This is a genomic window from Bradyrhizobium sp. 153 (assembly GCF_023073835.1).
In the GTDB taxonomy this organism is placed as follows: domain Bacteria; phylum Pseudomonadota; class Alphaproteobacteria; order Rhizobiales; family Xanthobacteraceae; genus Bradyrhizobium.
The window spans coordinates 216,037-231,714 of record NZ_JADPKH010000120.1 but is presented as its reverse complement, the minus strand read 5'-3'; the positions used below and the strand labels follow the sequence as shown (position 1 = coordinate 231,714).

Below are 15,678 nucleotides of genomic sequence, written 5' to 3'. Positions count from 1 at the left end.
TTCTTAAGGAGCCAAGAGGCATTCCCCATGTTTAGGCGATCCGAACAGGACAAACGGCCACAAGTGCAGATTTTCGTCGATGGCGCTGCCGTTGCAGCACGTCAGGGCGACACTGTCTCTGCGGCGCTATTGGCCTCCGGCGTTGATGCGCGGCGGTCCACCGCAGTGAGCGGCGCGCTGCGCCTGCCCTATTGCATGATGGGGGTGTGCTTCGATTGCCTCGTCACCATCGATGGCATCGGCAATCGCCAGGGGTGTCTCGTGCCCGTCGCAGAGGGCATGAGAATCGAGATCCAAAAGGGCAAGCGGGAGATCGGCAAATGACTGTGGCTCCCAAGCGCGAAGCCTACGACATCGTGGTGATCGGCGCAGGTCCCGCCGGCCTCGCGGCCGCTGCGACCTCAGCCGAAGCCGGCCTGTCGACGCTGCTGCTCGATGAGAATATCGGTCCGGGCGGTCAGGTTTTCCGCGCCATTGGCTCGACGCCCCTGACAGAGCGCAATCAGCTCGGCGCCGATTATTGGGCGGGCGCCGATCTCGTGCAGGCGCTGCGCGCCAGCAATGCCGAGGTCATCCATCGCGCGACGGTCTGGAGCCTCGATCGCAACCTCGAGATCGCCGTCTCGATCGGCGGCGCCTCTGCCTTCGTTACGGCGCAGCGAGTGATCGTCGCGACCGGCGCGCTGGAGCGGCCGTTTCCAATTCCCGGCTGGACGCTGCCCGGTGTGATGACCGCGGGCGCCGCGCAGACGATGCTGAAATCGTCGGCGCTGGTGCCTGACGGACGCACCTTGATCGCAGGGCAGGGGCCGCTGCTCTGGCTGCTCGCCGCGCAGATCCTGCGCCTCGGCGGCCGCATCGACTGCATCCTCGACACGACCGAGCGCGGCAATTATTTCGCCGCGCTGCCGCACGCCTTCGCCTTTCTGACCTCGCCCTATTTCACCAAGGGGCTATCCATGATGCGCGAGGTGAAGGCGAAAGTGCAGGTCGTCTCCGGCGTTACCGAGCTCTCTGCATCCGGCGACGGTCAGCTCGCGAGCGTGAGCTATGTCGCCGGCGGCAAGCGCGAGACCATTCCTTCGGATCTGTTGCTGCTGCATCAGGGCGTTGTGCCCAACGTCAATCTGGCGATGTCGGCCGGCGTCGAGCATCGTTGGGACGAGCTGCAATTGTGCTGGTCGCCGGTGCTCGATGCTAACGGGGATTCGTCGGTCGCCGGCATCGCGATTGCCGGCGACGGCGCTGGCATCGGCGGCGCGAGCGCGGCCGTGGCGCGCGGCCGCATCGCGGCGCGCGCGGCAGTGGAAGCACTGGCGCCCGCGGCTGCCGCGAAGCTCGCGCCAATGTCGGCGCTTCGTGCCGATCTCGCTAAGGCCGAGCGCGGCCGCATCTTCCTCGATACGCTGTTCCGCCCGTCGCCGCAGTTCCGCATTCCCTCGGGCGATACCATCGTCTGCCGCTGCGAGGAGGTCACCGCAAGGGACGTTCTCGACTCAGTCGCGATCGGCGCGACTGGGCCGAACCAGCTCAAGGCCTATCGCCGCACCGGCATGGGTCCGTGCCAGGGCCGGCTCTGCGGTCTCACCGTCACCGAGCTGATGGCGCAGGCCCGCGGGAAGACCCCGCAGGAGATCGGCTATTACCGGCTGCGCGCGCCGGTGAAGCCGATCACGCTCGCCGAGCTCGCCGCCGTTCCCAAGAGCGAGGCCGACGTCAAGGCGGTGGTGCGCGGATGACCAGAAACGTGGATGCAATCGTCGTCGGCGGCGGCATCCACGGATGCTCGACCGCGCTGCATCTGTGCCTTGCCGGCATGAAGCCGGTGCTGATCGAGAAGGATTATGCCGGCCGGCACGCTTCCGGCGTCAACGCCGGCGGCGTGCGCCAACTCGCCCGGCACATCCCAGAGATTCCGCTCTCAGTCCGTTCGATGGGAATTTGGGAGAGGATCTCGGAGCTCGTCGACGACGATTGCAGCTTTGAAAGCTACGGCCAGGTCCTCGTCGCGGAGAACGAAGAGGAGCTGGCCGTCTGCCGCGCGCGCGTGGCCGAGCTCAACGCGCTCGGCTTCACCCATGAAGAGCTGATCGATGCGGCCGAGTTGCGACGTTTGGTGCCGGCCGTGGCCGAGACCTGTCCCGGCGGCGTCGTGTCGCGTCGTGACGGCGCAGCCAATCCGGCGCAGACGACGACCGCCTTCCGCCGCAAGGCCGAGCAGCTCGGCGCCATCGTGCGCGAGGGCGAGGCGGCCGGCAACATCCGTCACAGCGGCGGTCTCTGGCACGTCGATGTCGGCCCGGACACCTATGCCGCACCGGTGCTGGTCAACGCGGCGGGCGCCTGGGCCGGGAAGATCGCCGCCGCCCTCGGCGAACCCGTTCCGGTCGAAACCGTGGCGCCGATGCTGATGATCACCTCGCGCGTGCCGCACTTCATCGATCCCGTCGTGATCCTGCGCGGCCGCAAATTGTCCTTCAAGCAATTCTCGAACGGCACCGTGCTGATCGGCGGCGGCCATCTGGCAACGCCGAACCAGGATCGCAACGAGACGGTGCTCGACTGGAAGAGCCTCGCCATCAGCGCCCGCACCGTGTTCGAGCTGTTTCCGGTGATGCGCAGCGCGATGATCGTGCGGGCCTGGGCCGGCATCGAGGCCAGGATGAAGGACGACATCCCCGTATTTGGCCCGAGCTCACGTCACGTGGGCCTCTATCACCAGTTCGGCTTTTCGCTGCATGGCTTCCAGCTCGGCCCCGGCGCCGGCGCCGTGATGGCGGAGCTGATCGTCAACGGCGGCACCCAGACCCGCGTCGGCGATCTCGGCATCGACCGCTTCCATCCTTCCACGCTCTAGAACAAGAGGACATCATGAGCATCACCCGCAGCATCCGCACGCCCATCATGCACCGCGCCGTCGAAGCCAATGGATTCGTCTTCCTCGGCGGCACCATCGCCGACGACACCTCGGTCTCGATGGGCGACCAGACCCGCAACATCCTCGGCAAGATCGCCGGCTATCTGAAGGAAGCGGGAACCGACAAGAGCCGAGTGGTCAGCGCCTCGATCTTCGTCACCGATCTGTCCAAGAAGAAGGAGATGGACGCGGCCTGGACCGAGTTCTTCGGCGACGATCTGCCGACCCGCGCCACGGTCGGCGTCGCCGATCTCGGCGGCGGCGCGCTGATCGAGGTGGTGGTCACCGCCGTGAAGGGCTGATCGTGCAGACCGATAGGGACGTCAGCGCTTTCCTCGCGCTGTCGCGCCCTTCGAGCTGCGCTTGATCTTGCGCTTCTGCGGGACTACTAGGGAGCTCTCAATCAGGAACTTCGCAGCCATGGATTTTACCCCAACCGCAAAGCCCATCCGCCTTGCTCACGGGGAATTCCATGCCTGCTTCGATCATCCTGTCGAATCTGTCGCTGTCCACGCCTGACGGCCGTTCTCTTCTCTCCAACATCGATCTGACTTTCGCGGCCGAACGGACCGGTCTCGTCGGCCGCAATGGTGTCGGGAAGACGACGCTGCTCGCGTCGATTTTGGGCGAGCATGTTCCCCAGTCCGGGCGCATTCTTGTCAACGGGACCGTCGGCCTGTTGCGCCAGAACGTCCAACCGCTTGCAGATGCGACGGTGGCCGATGTGTTCGGCGCGCGGCGGGCTCTGGAGCTGCTTAGCCGCGCTGAGCGGGGCGACGCCTCGGCCGACGAGATCGCCGCGATCGACTGGACGCTCGAAGGGCGGCTTGAGAAGGCCCTGGGGCGCCTCGGCTTCGATCCCTGTCCCGATACGGAGCTCGCCCGCCTGTCCGGCGGCCAGATCACGCGCGTGCGTCTCGCCGCATTGGTGTTTGCCGAGCCCGACTTCCTGCTGCTGGATGAGCCCACCAATAATCTCGACCAGGATGGACGCGGGGCGGTGACTGATCTCCTTGCTGCCTGGCGCGGCGGCGCGATCGTCGTCAGCCACGACCGGAACTTGCTCGAAACGATGGATGCGATCGTCGAGCTGACATCGCTCGGGTCAACCCGATACGGCGGCAACTGGAGCAGTTTTCGCGCGCAGAAGGCCGTCGAGCTCGCTGCGGTCAGGCACGACCTCGCGCATGCCGAGAGATACCTGTCCGAGATTGACGGCAAGGCGCAGGAAACAGCTGAACGGAAGGCGCGCAAGGATAGCGGCGGCAGGAAGAAGCGCGCCAAGGGTGACATGCCGCGTATCCTGGCCGGCGCGCGCAAGGACCGCAGCGAGGACAGCGGGGGCAAGAATGCACAAATCGCCGAGCGGCGGCGCGCGGAAGCGGTCGAGGCCGTCGATACGGCACGCCGACGCATCGAGGTTCTTCAACCGCTGTCGGTCAAGCTGCCCGCGACCGGCCTGCCGGCGGGCAGGGAGATGGTTTGGCTCGACGGGGTCAGCGCCGGCTATCGGCCGGAGCAGCCCGTCTTGCGCGATCTCTCGCTCACGATCGTCGGTCCGGAGCGCGTTGCGGTCGTCGGACCGAATGGCTCGGGCAAGACAACGCTGCTGAAACTCATTGCAGGCGAGTTGCACCCTGTCGCGGGTACGGTCCGGGTCAGGCCCGACTTCGCGCTGTTCGACCAGAAGGTCAGCCTGCTTGATCCTGCGATCTCTATCTTTGAGAATTTCAGGCGTCTCAATCCGAAAGCGGATCCTAACGCCTGCCATGCAGCCCTGGCTCGCTTCATGTTTCGCGCCGATGCTGCCTTGCAGCTGGTCGGAGGCCTGAGCGGCGGGCAAATGTTTCGCGCTGGCCTCGCCTGCGTGCTGGGTGGGACGCCGCCGCCGTCCCTGCTGATCATGGACGAGCCGACCACTCATCTCGATATCGAGTCTATCGAAGCCGTTGAAGCTGGCCTGAGGGCCTATGACGGCGCACTGCTCGTCGTCAGTCACGACGAGGCATTCCTGCAGGCGATCGGGATCACGCGCCGGCTCGAACTTGCCGGCAAGGAGATTCGCGTCAAAGACGGGATCATCTGATCCCGCCTTACCTCCCGACACGGCGGCTGATCATGGTGAAGATCTCCAAAAGCCCGACGCCCTGCCCCCAGCGCGTCGGGCGGAAAGATTGACTATCAATCGGTGATCCCAATGCCATTGTTGTGACGCGTATCTCACCGCTTTTCCATTCCGGGAAACTACCGCGTCGGAACCGCTACGCCCTGCCGACCGGTTCCAACGCCTCGCCGATCTCCAGCGGGTGGGCCATGGTCTCGTGCAGCGCGTCGCGATCGAGCTCGCCTTCGGAGATGCTGATGACGACGCAGGCAACGCCATTGCCGATCAGGTTGGTCAATGCGCGGCACTCGCTCATGAACTTGTCGATGCCGACCAGGATCGCGATCGACTGGATCGGGATGTCGGGCACGATCGAGAGCGTCGCGGCGAGCGTGATGAAGCCGGCGCCGGTGACGCCCGAGGCGCCCTTCGAGGTGATCATGGCGATGCCGAGAATGCCGAGCTCCTGCCAGATCGTCAGATGGGTGTTGGTCGCCTGCGCCAGGAACAGCGTTGCCAGTGTCATGTAGATGTTGGTGCCGTCGAGGTTGAAACTGTAGCCGGTGGGGATGACCAGGCCGACGACCGAGCGCGAGGCACCGAGATGCTCCATCTTCTGGATCATCTGCGGCAGCACAGTCTCCGAGGACGAGGTGCCGAGCACGATAAGCAACTCGTCCTTGATGTAGGCGATGAAGCGCAGGATCGAAAAACCGGCGAGCCGGGCGATCGCACCGAGCACGATCAGCACGAACAGGATGCTGGTCAGGTAGAACGCGCCGATCAGGGCGGCGAGGTTGAGCAGCGAGCCGAGACCGTAGGCGCCGACGGTGAATGCCATCGCGCCGAAAGCGCCGATTGGCGCCACGCGCACGATGATGCGGATAATACCGAAGAACATTTTTGCGGCCTTGTCGATCGCGTCCGCTATTGGTTCACCGGCCTTGCCCAGGAAGGCGATGGCGAAGCCCGACAGGATCGAGATCAACAGCACCTGAAGCAGGTCGCCCCGCGCGATGGCGCCCAGATAGCTGTCGGGGATAATCGCCATCAGATGGGCGACGATGCCCTCTTCCTTGGCCTTGGTGACGTAGGTGGCCACCGATTTCGGATCGATCGTGGCGGGATCGATGTTGAAGCCGTGCCCGGGCTGGAGAATCTCCCCGACGAGCAGACCGACCGCGAGCGCGACGGTCGAGACCGTCTCGAAGTAGATCAGGGACTTCAGCCCGACCCGGCCGACACGCTTGAGATCGCCCATCGAGGAGATGCCGTGCACCACGGTGCAGAAGATCACCGGTGCGATCATCATCTTGATCAGCGCAATGAAACCGTCGCCGAGCGGCTTCAAGGCCTTGCCGAGATCGGGAAAGAAATAACCGATCAGCACGCCGAGCGCGATCGCGATCAGGACCTGGACGTAGAGGATCTTGTACCAGGGCTGGTGCCGGCGGAGGACGGCTGGCTGGACCGCGACTTGTGTCATATTGTAGGCCGGGAATGTATCGATCTTGCTTGATTTGCATCATGTGATGGCCGCCGCGGAAGCGACAATCACATTTTTGTCGGATCGCACGAAGATCGACTGCTGCACCGCAAGTCGGGGGAAACATGTCGACAACAGGCTCCGAAGAACGCGTGCAAGGCTATTTTCCGCGATGGAAACTCAAGACCTCGGGCGTGATCATGCCGGAGGAGCGGCTGTCTTGGGGCCAGACCGTTGTCTCCGGTCTCCAGCATTGCGTCGCAATGTCGGGATCAACGATCATCGCGCCGCTACTGATGGGGTTCGATCCCAATGTTGCGGTCCTGTTCTCCGGCATTGGCACGCTGATCTTCTTCGTCATCGTCGCAGGGCGCGTGCCGAGCTATCTCGGCTCGAGCTTTGCATTCATCGCCGTCGTCATCGCTGCCACCGGCTATGTGGGGCAGGGGCCGAACCCGAACCTGTCAGTTGCGCTCGGCGGCATTGTCGGAGCCGGCGTGCTGTACGGCGTGATTGCGCTGATCGTGATGTGGTCGGGGGTTGGCTGGGTCGAGAAGCTGCTGCCGCCGGCGGTCACCGGCGCCGTGGTCGCCGCGATCGGGCTCAACCTTGCGCCGGTGGCGGTCAAGGCGGTGAGCGCCGGCACGTTCGACACCTGGATCGGGCTTGCGACCGTTCTGATGATCGGCGTGGTCGCCGTTGCCGCGCCAAGCCTGTGGCGCCGCCTGCCGATCATTGCCGGCGCCATCGGCGGATATCTTTTGTACTTGCTGTTCGCGAACGGACTCGGTTTCGGCAAACCGATCGACTTCGCGCAACTCTCGGCCGCGCCGTGGTTCGGCCTGCCCAACTTCACCGCGCCGAGCTTCCATGCCGATGCAATCTTCCTGATCGCGCCGGTTGCGATAGTTCTCGTCGCCGAGAACCTCGGTCACATCAAGGCGGTCGGCGCCATGACGGGCCGGAGCCTCGATCGCTATCTCGGCCGCGCCCTGTTTGCCGACAGCCTCGCGACCATCGTGGCCGCCTGCGGCGGCGGCACCGGTGTCACCACCTATGCCGAGAATATCGGCGTCATGGCGGCGACGAAGGTCTATTCCACCTTGTTGTTCGCCTTCGCGGCCACGGTGTCGATCCTGCTCGGCTTCTCGCCGAAATTCGGCGCGCTCATCCTGTCGATCCCAGGTCCCGTCATCGGCGGGCTCTCGATCGTGCTGTTCGGGTTGATCGCGGCGATGGCGGGACGGATCTGGGTCGAGAACAAGGTCGACTTTGCAAATCCCGCGAACCTGATTACCGTCGCGGTGGCGCTCACGGCAGGCGCCGGCGATCTCACGCTCAAATTCGGTGCGTTCACCATCGGCGGAATCGGCACCGCGACCTTTGGCGCCATCATCCTGCATCAGATTCTGACCTCGCCACTCGCACGCGGCGCCGAGCGAATCGAAGCAATGCGCTGAGGGATGGAACAAAAAGCCAGTTCCGCCGATGATCAAGCATCCCGGAGAGAACTCATGCCACAAACCTCAACCTCCTTTCCCTCGCGCCTCGTGGGCCAATACGCGCTGGTGACCGGCGCCTCGCAAGGCATCGGCCGCGCCGTCGCCATCCGGCTCGCCCAGGAAGGCGCGACCGTCGCCATCAATTATTTCGATCATCCTGAAAGAGCCGAGGAGACGCTTGCGCTGGCGCGGACGGCATCGGGCGATCGGGGTCATGGCAGGCTCGATCACATCATCGTCAAGGCCGATGTCGGCAACGAGCAGGACATCGCCGCGATGTTCGAGACGGTCCTGGCGCGCTGGAAGCGCCTCGACTGCTTGGTCAACAATGCCGGCTTCCAGCGGGAATCGCCGAGCGATGCGCTCGACGTCGAAACCTATCGTCGCATCATTGACGTCAATCTCAATGGCGCCGTGCTTTGCGCCCAGAAGGCGCTCGCGCATTTCGTCGCCCGCGGCGGAGGTGGCAGTATCATCAATTGCTCCAGCGTCCACCAGATCATCCCAAAGCCCGGCTATCTCGCTTATTCGATCAGCAAGGGCGGCATGGCCAATCTGACGCGTACGCTGGCCCTCGAATTCGCCGGCCGCGGCATTCGCGTCAATGCGGTTGGACCCGGCGCGATCGATACGCCGATCAACGCGGCCTGGACCGGTGATCCCGAGAAGCGCGGCATCGTCACCTCCCACATTCCGCTCGGACGTGTCGGCACGCCGGAAGAGATCGCCGCGGTGTTCGCCTTCCTCGCCTCGGATGATGCGAGCTACATCACCGGACAGACCATCTATGCCTGCGGAGGCCTGACGCTGTTCCCCGAATTCCGGGAGAATTGGGCGAGCTGAACGTCAGCTTGGGAGCGTGCGCATCTGCGACGGCCCGACCGGTTGCAACGATTAGATCGTGGTCGCGAGGCAAGCCTTCTCGCTGGGCGTGCTGGCCACCAACGCCCGCGCGGCAAAGGCCGTCGGAGCCCGGTAGGGGTCTGCGGCGCCGTGTGCTATCGATCGTGGACGACGCTGCCGCTAGTGGTAAGCGCCGACACATGAAGGCTTCGTGACCACAACCATAAACATCAATGCCTACAGTGACGCGCTGGTGGTCCTCGGCACTGCCGGCGTCGTGGTGCCGATCGTCCGCCACTGGGGCATCAATCCGGTGTTGGGCTATCTTGGTGCCGGCGCCATCCTCGGCCCTCTCGGACTCGGCTCGCTCGTTCAGGACCTCCCGTTCCTGTACTGGTTCACCGTGGTGGACGCGCAGAACGTCGAAGGTATCGCCAATCTCGGCGTCGTGTTCCTGCTATTCCTGATTGGGCTCGAGCTGTCCTTCAGGCGGCTCGTGACGATGCGGCGCCTGGTGTTCGGGCTTGGCGGCCTGCAGGTGCTGGCGACGTCCGCGATCATTTTCGGCGCGACGCTTCTCGCGGGGAAGAATTCCCATACCGCCGTGATCCTCGGCGCAAGCCTTGCGCTGTCCTCGACGGCTATCGTGCTTGAGCTTCTGTCCAGCGACAGGCGGCTCGCGACCGTTGCGGGGCGCGCCAGCTTCTCGGTGCTGCTGGCCCAGGATCTTGCAGTGGTTCCCATTCTCGTGTTCGTCTCGGTGCTCGGCGCGGGCAGCGACGGCTCCGTCGTGACGCACATCTCCAGTGCGACCTTGAAGGCTGTAGTGGCGGTCGCTTTTCTCATTCTGATCGGACGGCTGCTGATGCGTCCGCTGTTCCAGATGGTTGCGGGCACTCATTCGACGGAGTTGTTCGTCGCGGCAACCTTGTTCGTCATCGTCGGCGCAGGCCTTGCCGCGCACCAAGCCGGCCTATCGATGGCGCTCGGAGCATTCGTTGCAGGGCTGATGCTGGCTGAAACGGAGTATGGCAAGGCCATTGAGGCCACCGTCGAGCCGTTCAAGGGCCTGCTGCTAGGCATCTTCTTCTTCACCGTCGGCATGGCCATCGACGTCCGCGTGTTCATGCGCGAGCCTGGTTGGTTGCTGGCCGCCGTCATCGGGGTTCTGACCGGCAAGGCGATCGTGCTCATCATCCTGGGCCGCCTCTTCAGGCTCTCGTGGCCGTCGGCGATCGAGGTCGGCTGCCTGCTGGCTCCAGTTGGCGAATTCGCTTTCGTAAGCATCGGGATGGCGGCGGCCCTCGGCCTGATTGAACCGCGCGTGTCGAGCTTTGCCATCGCCATCACCGCCGTAACGATGGCATTGACGCCGTTTTTGGGCATGCTCGGGCGACGATTGGCCGCGAAACTGGGTGGCGAGCGAACCCTCGATCCCGAACTGACGGTTCGGCCACCCGGGGACCGGGCGCAGGCCATCGTGGTCGGCTACGGCCGCGTTGGAAAAGTCGTCTGTTCGCTGCTGACCAGCCACGGCCTAAACTACATCGCGGTCGACAACGAAGCCGTCGCCGTGGCGCGCGACCGCCGCGATGGTCATAAGGTCTATTTTGGTGATGCGACAGAACCGGGCTTTCTCGAAGCCTGCGGCCTGATGCAGACGACCGGTGTGATCATCACCATTCAGTCGCGACCAGCAATCGATGCTGTCGTTGAGCGGATCCGCGCAGTGCGGCCGGACGTGTTGATCGTCTCACGTGCGCGGGACGCCGATCATGCCCGCCACCTCTATGCGATCGGCGCAACCGATGCGGTGCCGGAAACCATCGAGGCAAGCCTGCAACTTTCCGAAGCCGCACTGATCGGCCTCGGAGTCGCGGTCGGGCCTGCGATCGCCTCGGTGCACGAGAAACGGGACGAATTTCGGCTGACATTGCAGCAAGCCGCCCGCATTGCAGCAGAAGAGAAAACTCGTCTCCTCGATAGCACAGTGCGCCGGTCCCCGAGATAGCCACCTCTGCAGGCGGCCGGGCGCTGCGGACTATCATCATCTGGCAAAGCCCGCCCGCACGAACTACATCTGCGCCATGATAAATGCTCCGCTGCCAAACCTTCCGCTCCAGGATTTCATCGGCCGACACGAACGTCTGTTCGTGCTGACCGGCGCGGGCTGTAGCACCAATTCGGGCATTCCCGACTATCGCGACAGCCACGGCAATTGGAAGCGCACCCAGCCGGTGAATTTCCAGGCCTTCATGTCGGACGAGCATACGCGCCGGCGCTATTGGGCGCGCAGTCTGATCGGATGGCGGCGGTTCGGCCAGGCCAAGCCGAATGATGCGCATCATGCGCTGGCCCGGCTCGAGGCGAACGGCCGGTGCGGGATGCTGCTGACCCAGAACGTCGACCGGCTGCATCAGTCTGCCGGCCACCGGCAGGTGATCGACCTGCACGGCCGACTCGATCTGGTCCGCTGCATGGGCTGCGGCTGCAAGACGCCGCGCGATGAGTTTCAGCACGCGCTTGGTCGCGCGAATACGGCCTGGCTGAGGCTCGATGCCGCCGATGCACCTGATGGCGACGCCGATCTGGAGCACGAGGAGTTTTCGTCCTTCGAAGTGCCGGCCTGCGAAGCCTGCGGCGGCATCCTCAAGCCCGACGTCGTGTTCTTCGGCGAGAACGTCCCCCGCGATATTGTCGCCACCGCGCACGATCATCTGGCGCAGGCCGACGCCATGCTGATTGTCGGCTCCTCGCTGATGGTCTATTCCGGATTCCGCTTCGTGCAGGCTGCCGCGGAACGCAAAATTCCGATTGCAGCAGTCAATCTCGGCCGCACCCGCGCCGACGATCTCCTGACGCTGAAGGTCGAGGAGCGCTGCGAGTCGGCGCTTGCATTCCTGCTCTGATCGCGCAGGCGTCGAACACGTCTTGCCTATTGCATAGGTGCCAAGCAGAATAGTCAGGCGCGGCGTTGTCCTCGTCGTCCATGGCATGGAAATTGCTGCGCTTTCGACCTCAGTCTTGACGATCAGCGCGGAGAATTTGGAATGCTTGAGGGAGCCGAGGTGCGGCTTGCCGTCGATATCGGTGGCACATTCACCGATATCGTGCTGGACGTGGGCGAGGCGCGCAAGACGCGCAAGGTGCTGACGACGCCGCAGCGGCCCGAGCAGGCGGTGCTGGACGGCATGCGCCTCATCCTCGCTGACGCGCGCGCGCATATCAGCGACATCGACGTCTTCATTCACGGCACCACGCTCGCGACCAATGCCATCATCGAGCGGCGCGGCGCGAAAACCGCGCTGATTGCGACGGAGGGCTTTCGCGACGTGCTCGATATCGGCACCGAGAGCCGCTACGACCAATATGACCTCAGCATCGACAAGCCGAAGCCGCTGGCGCCGCGCAGTCTGCGCTTCACCGTCCCCGAGCGTATCGACGCGCACGGTGCCGTTCGGCTCCCGCTGGACGAGACTGCTGTGCGCGCACTCGCGCCGAAATTGCGCGAGCGAGGCGTCGAGAGCGTCGCGATCGCCTTCCTGCACTCCTACGCCAATCCCGAGCACGAACGCCGCGCTGCCGCGATCCTGGGCGAGGAGATGCCCGGCATCTCCGTGACCGTGTCGTCGGCCGTGTGTCCGGAAATTCGCGAGTATGAGCGCACCTCCACCGCGGTTGCGAACGCCTATGTGCAACCCCTTATCGACGGCTATCTGGCCCGCATGGCGGACGCCTTGCAGGTCGAGCAGTTCCGCGGCGCCATCTATCTCGTCACCTCCGGCGGGGGCGTCACCTCGATCGAGACGGCGCGGCGCTTTCCAGTGCGTCTCGTCGAGTCCGGTCCGGCTGGCGGAGCGATTTTCGCGGCGCAGATTGCGGCGCGTCTTGGCGAGACCAAGGTGCTGTCCTTCGACATGGGCGGCACCACCGCAAAGATCTGCCTCATCGAGAAGTATCAGCCTGAGACCTCGCGCGTGTTTGAGGTCGATCGCGCAGCGCGCTTCCTCAAAGGCTCCGGCCTGCCGGTGCGCATCCCCGTGATCGAGATGGTCGAGATCGGCGCCGGCGGCGGCTCGATTGCCCATGTCGACGCGATGAAGCGCGTCACCGTGGGTCCGGAAAGTGCGTCATCGGAGCCGGGGCCGGCCTGCTACGGCCGCGGTGGCCAGCGTCCGGCCGTGACCGATGCGGACGTTGCGCTCGGCTTGATCGATCCCGACGCCTTTGCGGCGGGTACTATCAAGCTCGACCCGGAGCTTTCCAAACAGGCGCTGCTGCGCGATGTCGGCGAGCCGCTCGGCCTGTCTGCGGAAACCGCCGCTTATGCCGTGCACGAGGTCGTCTGCGAGAACATGGCGAGCGCGGCGCGCGTGCATGCGGTCGAGCGCGGCGCCGTGGTCGGCCAGCACACGCTGATCGCGTTCGGTGGCGCTGCACCGTTGCATGCGGCGCGCGTCGCCGAGAAGATCGGCGTCTCCCGGGTGATCGTGCCCTCGAATGCCGGGGTCGGATCGGCCGTCGGATTCCTCGCGGCGCCCATCGCTTACGAGCTGGTGCGCAGTCGTCATGTCCGACTCGATGATTTCGACACCGAGGCGGTCTCCGATCTCTTGCAGGAGACGGCGACCGAAGCGCGTGCGCTGGTCGAACCCGGCGCCGCCGGTGCGCCCGTGCGGGAGCGGCGCGCCGCTTTCATGCGCTATGTCGGCCAGGGCCACGAGATCTCGGTCGAGCTGCCGAACCGGCGGCTGACGACCGCAGATCTCGCCGGCCTGCGCCAGAAATTCGAGGCGGATTATGCTGCGATGTTCGAGCGGCCGATCCCGGGGGCGGCGATCGAGGTGTTGAGCTGGTCGGTGCTCGCGACCACCGAGGCGCGCAATCCAGCCGCGGTCGCGGCCGTCGCGCTCAAGCCCGCCGGAAAGGCAGCCGGCAGCCGCAAGTTCTTCGATGGCCGCGCAGGCGAGGTGATCGAGATCCCGCTCTATCGCCGCGAAGACATGGCGCCCGGCGCGACCATTGCAGGCCCTGCCGTGATCGCGGAGGACGAGACCTCCACCTTCGTCTCGACCAGTTTTGACGCCCATATCGATGGTGCCGGGAGCATCGTCATGGAACGAAAGGCGGCCTGATCATGAACAAGGCAAGCGGCGCGAGCCTGATCGACCTCCAGATCATGTGGCACCGGCTGATCGCCGTGGTCGAGGAGCAGGCGCAGGTCCTGCTCCGTACCGCCTTCAGTCCAATCGTGCGCGAATGCGGCGACCTCTCTGCCGGCGTGTTTGACCTCAAGGGCCGCATGCTGGCGCAGGCGGTGACCGGCACGCCCGGCCACGTCAATTCGATGGCAGAATCTGTCAAGCACTTCATCGCCCACTTCCCGCTTCAGACGATGAAGGAAGGCGACGCCTACATCACCAACGATCCGTGGATGGGCACCGGCCATCTCAACGACTTCGTCGTCACCACGCCGTGCTTCAAGGATGGCAAGGTCGTCGCACTCTTCTCTTGCACCAGCCATCTCATGGACATCGGTGGCATCGGTTTCGGTCCCGATGCCACCGACGTGTTCATGGAGGGGCTCTACATCCCCATGCTGAAGCTGATCGATCAGGGCGTCGTCAACGAGACGCTGATGGCGATGATCCGCACCAACACGCGGCTGCCTATAGACACCGAGGGCGACACCTATTCGCTCGCGGGCTGCAACGACGTTGGCTGCGAGCGCCTGGTCGAGATGATGACGGAGTTCGGCATCGATACGCTCGACGAGCTCGGCGACTACATCTGCGAACGCTCGCGCGAGGCCGTGCTGGCCGAGGTCGCGAAACTTCCGAAAGGAAGCTGGCGCAACACCATGGTTGTCGACGGCTATGACGCGCCGGTCACGCTTGCCGCGACCTTGACGATTTCGGACAAAGGCATTCACGTCGATTTCGACGGCACCTCGGCCGCCTCCAAGTTCGGCATCAACGTGCCCTTGTCCTATACCACGGCCTACACGGTGTTCGGCCTCGGCTGCGTCGTTGCCTCGCAGATCCCGAACAACGCCGGCTCGCTCTCGCCGCTGACGGTGTCGGCGCCGGCGGGTGCGATCCTCAATGCGCCGAAGCCGGCGCCGGTGGCCTCGCGCCACATCATCGGCCAGATGTTGCCCGACGTCGTGTTCGGCTGCCTGCGCCAGATCATCCCCGAGCGCGTGCCGGCCGAAGGCACCTCGTGCCTGTGGAATCTCAACGTCCGCGGACAGACGCGAAGCGGCGCCGGCGGCAATTACGGGTTCTCGATGGCGGTGACCTCCAATGGCGGCACCGGTGCGCGCTTCGACAAGGACGGGCTGTCGGCCACCGCCTATCCCAGCGGTGTGCGCGGCACGCCGGTCGAGATCGCAGAGACGCAGACGCCTTTGATCTTCTGGCGCAAGGAGCTGCGTCCGGATTCCGGCGGAGCAGGGCGCACCCGCGGCGGGCTCGGTCAGATCATCGAGGTCGGCAGCGGCGTCGATGCCCCGTTCGACATTCTCGCCGCGTTCGACCGTATCGATCATCCGCCGCGCGGTCGTGATGGCGGCAAGGACGGCGAGGCCGGCTATGTCGGCCTGAAGTCTGGAAAGAAGCTGCGGGGCAAGGGCTTTCAGCAGGTGCCGCCCGAGGATCGACTGGTGGTGCTGACACCGGGCGGTGCCGGGATCGGCGCGCCCATCGAACGCGATCGAGCGGCCGTCAAGGACGATGTCGAGAGCGGCCTCGTGTCTGCCGACAACGCGGTTGCAGTTTACGGGTACACGCGGTGACGCGTCAGGCGTCGCGCGCGTAGCGAACGG

The 15,678-nt window shown here is 64.8% G+C and carries 12 protein-coding genes; 11 read left to right on the top strand and 1 reads right to left on the bottom strand.

The genetic code is table 11. The features are described from left to right. Positions 1 to 27: 27 nt before the first annotated feature. The 5 genes from IVA91_RS28890 to IVA91_RS28870 all read left to right on the top strand — a co-directional run bounded on the left by IVA91_RS28890 (position 28) and on the right by IVA91_RS28870 (position 5,003). Positions 28 to 324 (top strand): (2Fe-2S)-binding protein, encoded by a 297-nt coding sequence (locus tag IVA91_RS28890; protein WP_247280232.1) that lies wholly within the window; start codon positions 28 to 30, stop codon positions 322 to 324. Next, positions 321 to 1,739 (top strand): NAD(P)/FAD-dependent oxidoreductase, encoded by a 1,419-nt coding sequence (locus IVA91_RS28885; protein ID WP_247280231.1) that lies wholly within the window; start codon positions 321 to 323, stop codon positions 1,737 to 1,739. Before IVA91_RS28890 ends, IVA91_RS28885 begins: the two co-directional genes overlap by 4 nt. After that, positions 1,736 to 2,857 carry an FAD-dependent oxidoreductase gene (locus IVA91_RS28880; protein ID WP_247280230.1) on the top strand — a complete coding sequence of 374 codons (1,122 nt, stop codon included), beginning with the start codon at positions 1,736 to 1,738 and terminating at the stop codon, positions 2,855 to 2,857. Before IVA91_RS28885 ends, IVA91_RS28880 begins: the two co-directional genes overlap by 4 nt. A gap of 14 nt (positions 2,858 to 2,871) precedes the next feature. Further along, positions 2,872 to 3,219, top strand: coding sequence for a RidA family protein (locus IVA91_RS28875; RefSeq protein WP_247280229.1), 348 nt, complete (start codon positions 2,872 to 2,874; stop codon positions 3,217 to 3,219). 170 nt (positions 3,220 to 3,389) lie between these two features. Beyond that, complete coding sequence (locus tag IVA91_RS28870) at positions 3,390 to 5,003, top strand: ABC-F family ATP-binding cassette domain-containing protein (protein ID WP_247280228.1); 1,614 nt, start codon at positions 3,390 to 3,392, stop codon at positions 5,001 to 5,003. Positions 5,004 to 5,178: 175 nt separating this feature from the next. Here the strand turns inward: IVA91_RS28870 and IVA91_RS28865 are convergent, their stop codons facing one another. Next, complete coding sequence (locus IVA91_RS28865; RefSeq protein ID WP_247280227.1) at positions 5,179 to 6,507, bottom strand: dicarboxylate/amino acid:cation symporter; 1,329 nt, start codon at positions 6,505 to 6,507, stop codon at positions 5,179 to 5,181. A gap of 125 nt (positions 6,508 to 6,632) precedes the next feature. On the opposite strand from IVA91_RS28865, the gene IVA91_RS28860 reads away from it, so the two are divergent. The 6 genes from IVA91_RS28860 to IVA91_RS28835 all read left to right on the top strand — a co-directional run bounded on the left by IVA91_RS28860 (position 6,633) and on the right by IVA91_RS28835 (position 15,648). Next, the gene (locus IVA91_RS28860; protein ID WP_247280226.1) at positions 6,633 to 7,967 is read left to right on the top strand and encodes a solute carrier family 23 protein; all 1,335 of its coding nucleotides are present in this window, start codon (positions 6,633 to 6,635) and stop codon (positions 7,965 to 7,967) included. A gap of 54 nt (positions 7,968 to 8,021) precedes the next feature. Continuing rightward, the gene (locus IVA91_RS28855; RefSeq protein WP_247280225.1) at positions 8,022 to 8,852 is read left to right on the top strand and encodes an SDR family oxidoreductase; all 831 of its coding nucleotides are present in this window, start codon (positions 8,022 to 8,024) and stop codon (positions 8,850 to 8,852) included. A 211-nt stretch (positions 8,853 to 9,063) separates the two neighbouring features. Further along, on the top strand, positions 9,064 to 10,863 hold the full coding sequence (locus tag IVA91_RS28850) for a cation:proton antiporter (protein ID WP_247280224.1): 1,800 nt from the start codon (positions 9,064 to 9,066) through the stop codon (positions 10,861 to 10,863). Between the two features lie 76 nt (positions 10,864 to 10,939). Further along, complete coding sequence (locus IVA91_RS28845) at positions 10,940 to 11,761, top strand: NAD-dependent protein deacetylase (RefSeq protein WP_247280223.1); 822 nt, start codon at positions 10,940 to 10,942, stop codon at positions 11,759 to 11,761. A gap of 141 nt (positions 11,762 to 11,902) precedes the next feature. Then, the gene (locus IVA91_RS28840) at positions 11,903 to 13,987 is read left to right on the top strand and encodes a hydantoinase/oxoprolinase family protein (RefSeq protein ID WP_247280222.1); all 2,085 of its coding nucleotides are present in this window, start codon (positions 11,903 to 11,905) and stop codon (positions 13,985 to 13,987) included. Between the two features lie 2 nt (positions 13,988 to 13,989). Further along, positions 13,990 to 15,648, top strand: a complete 1,659-nt coding sequence (locus tag IVA91_RS28835) for a hydantoinase B/oxoprolinase family protein (protein ID WP_247280221.1) — start codon at positions 13,990 to 13,992, stop codon at positions 15,646 to 15,648. The last annotated feature ends 30 nt before the right edge of the window (positions 15,649 to 15,678 follow it).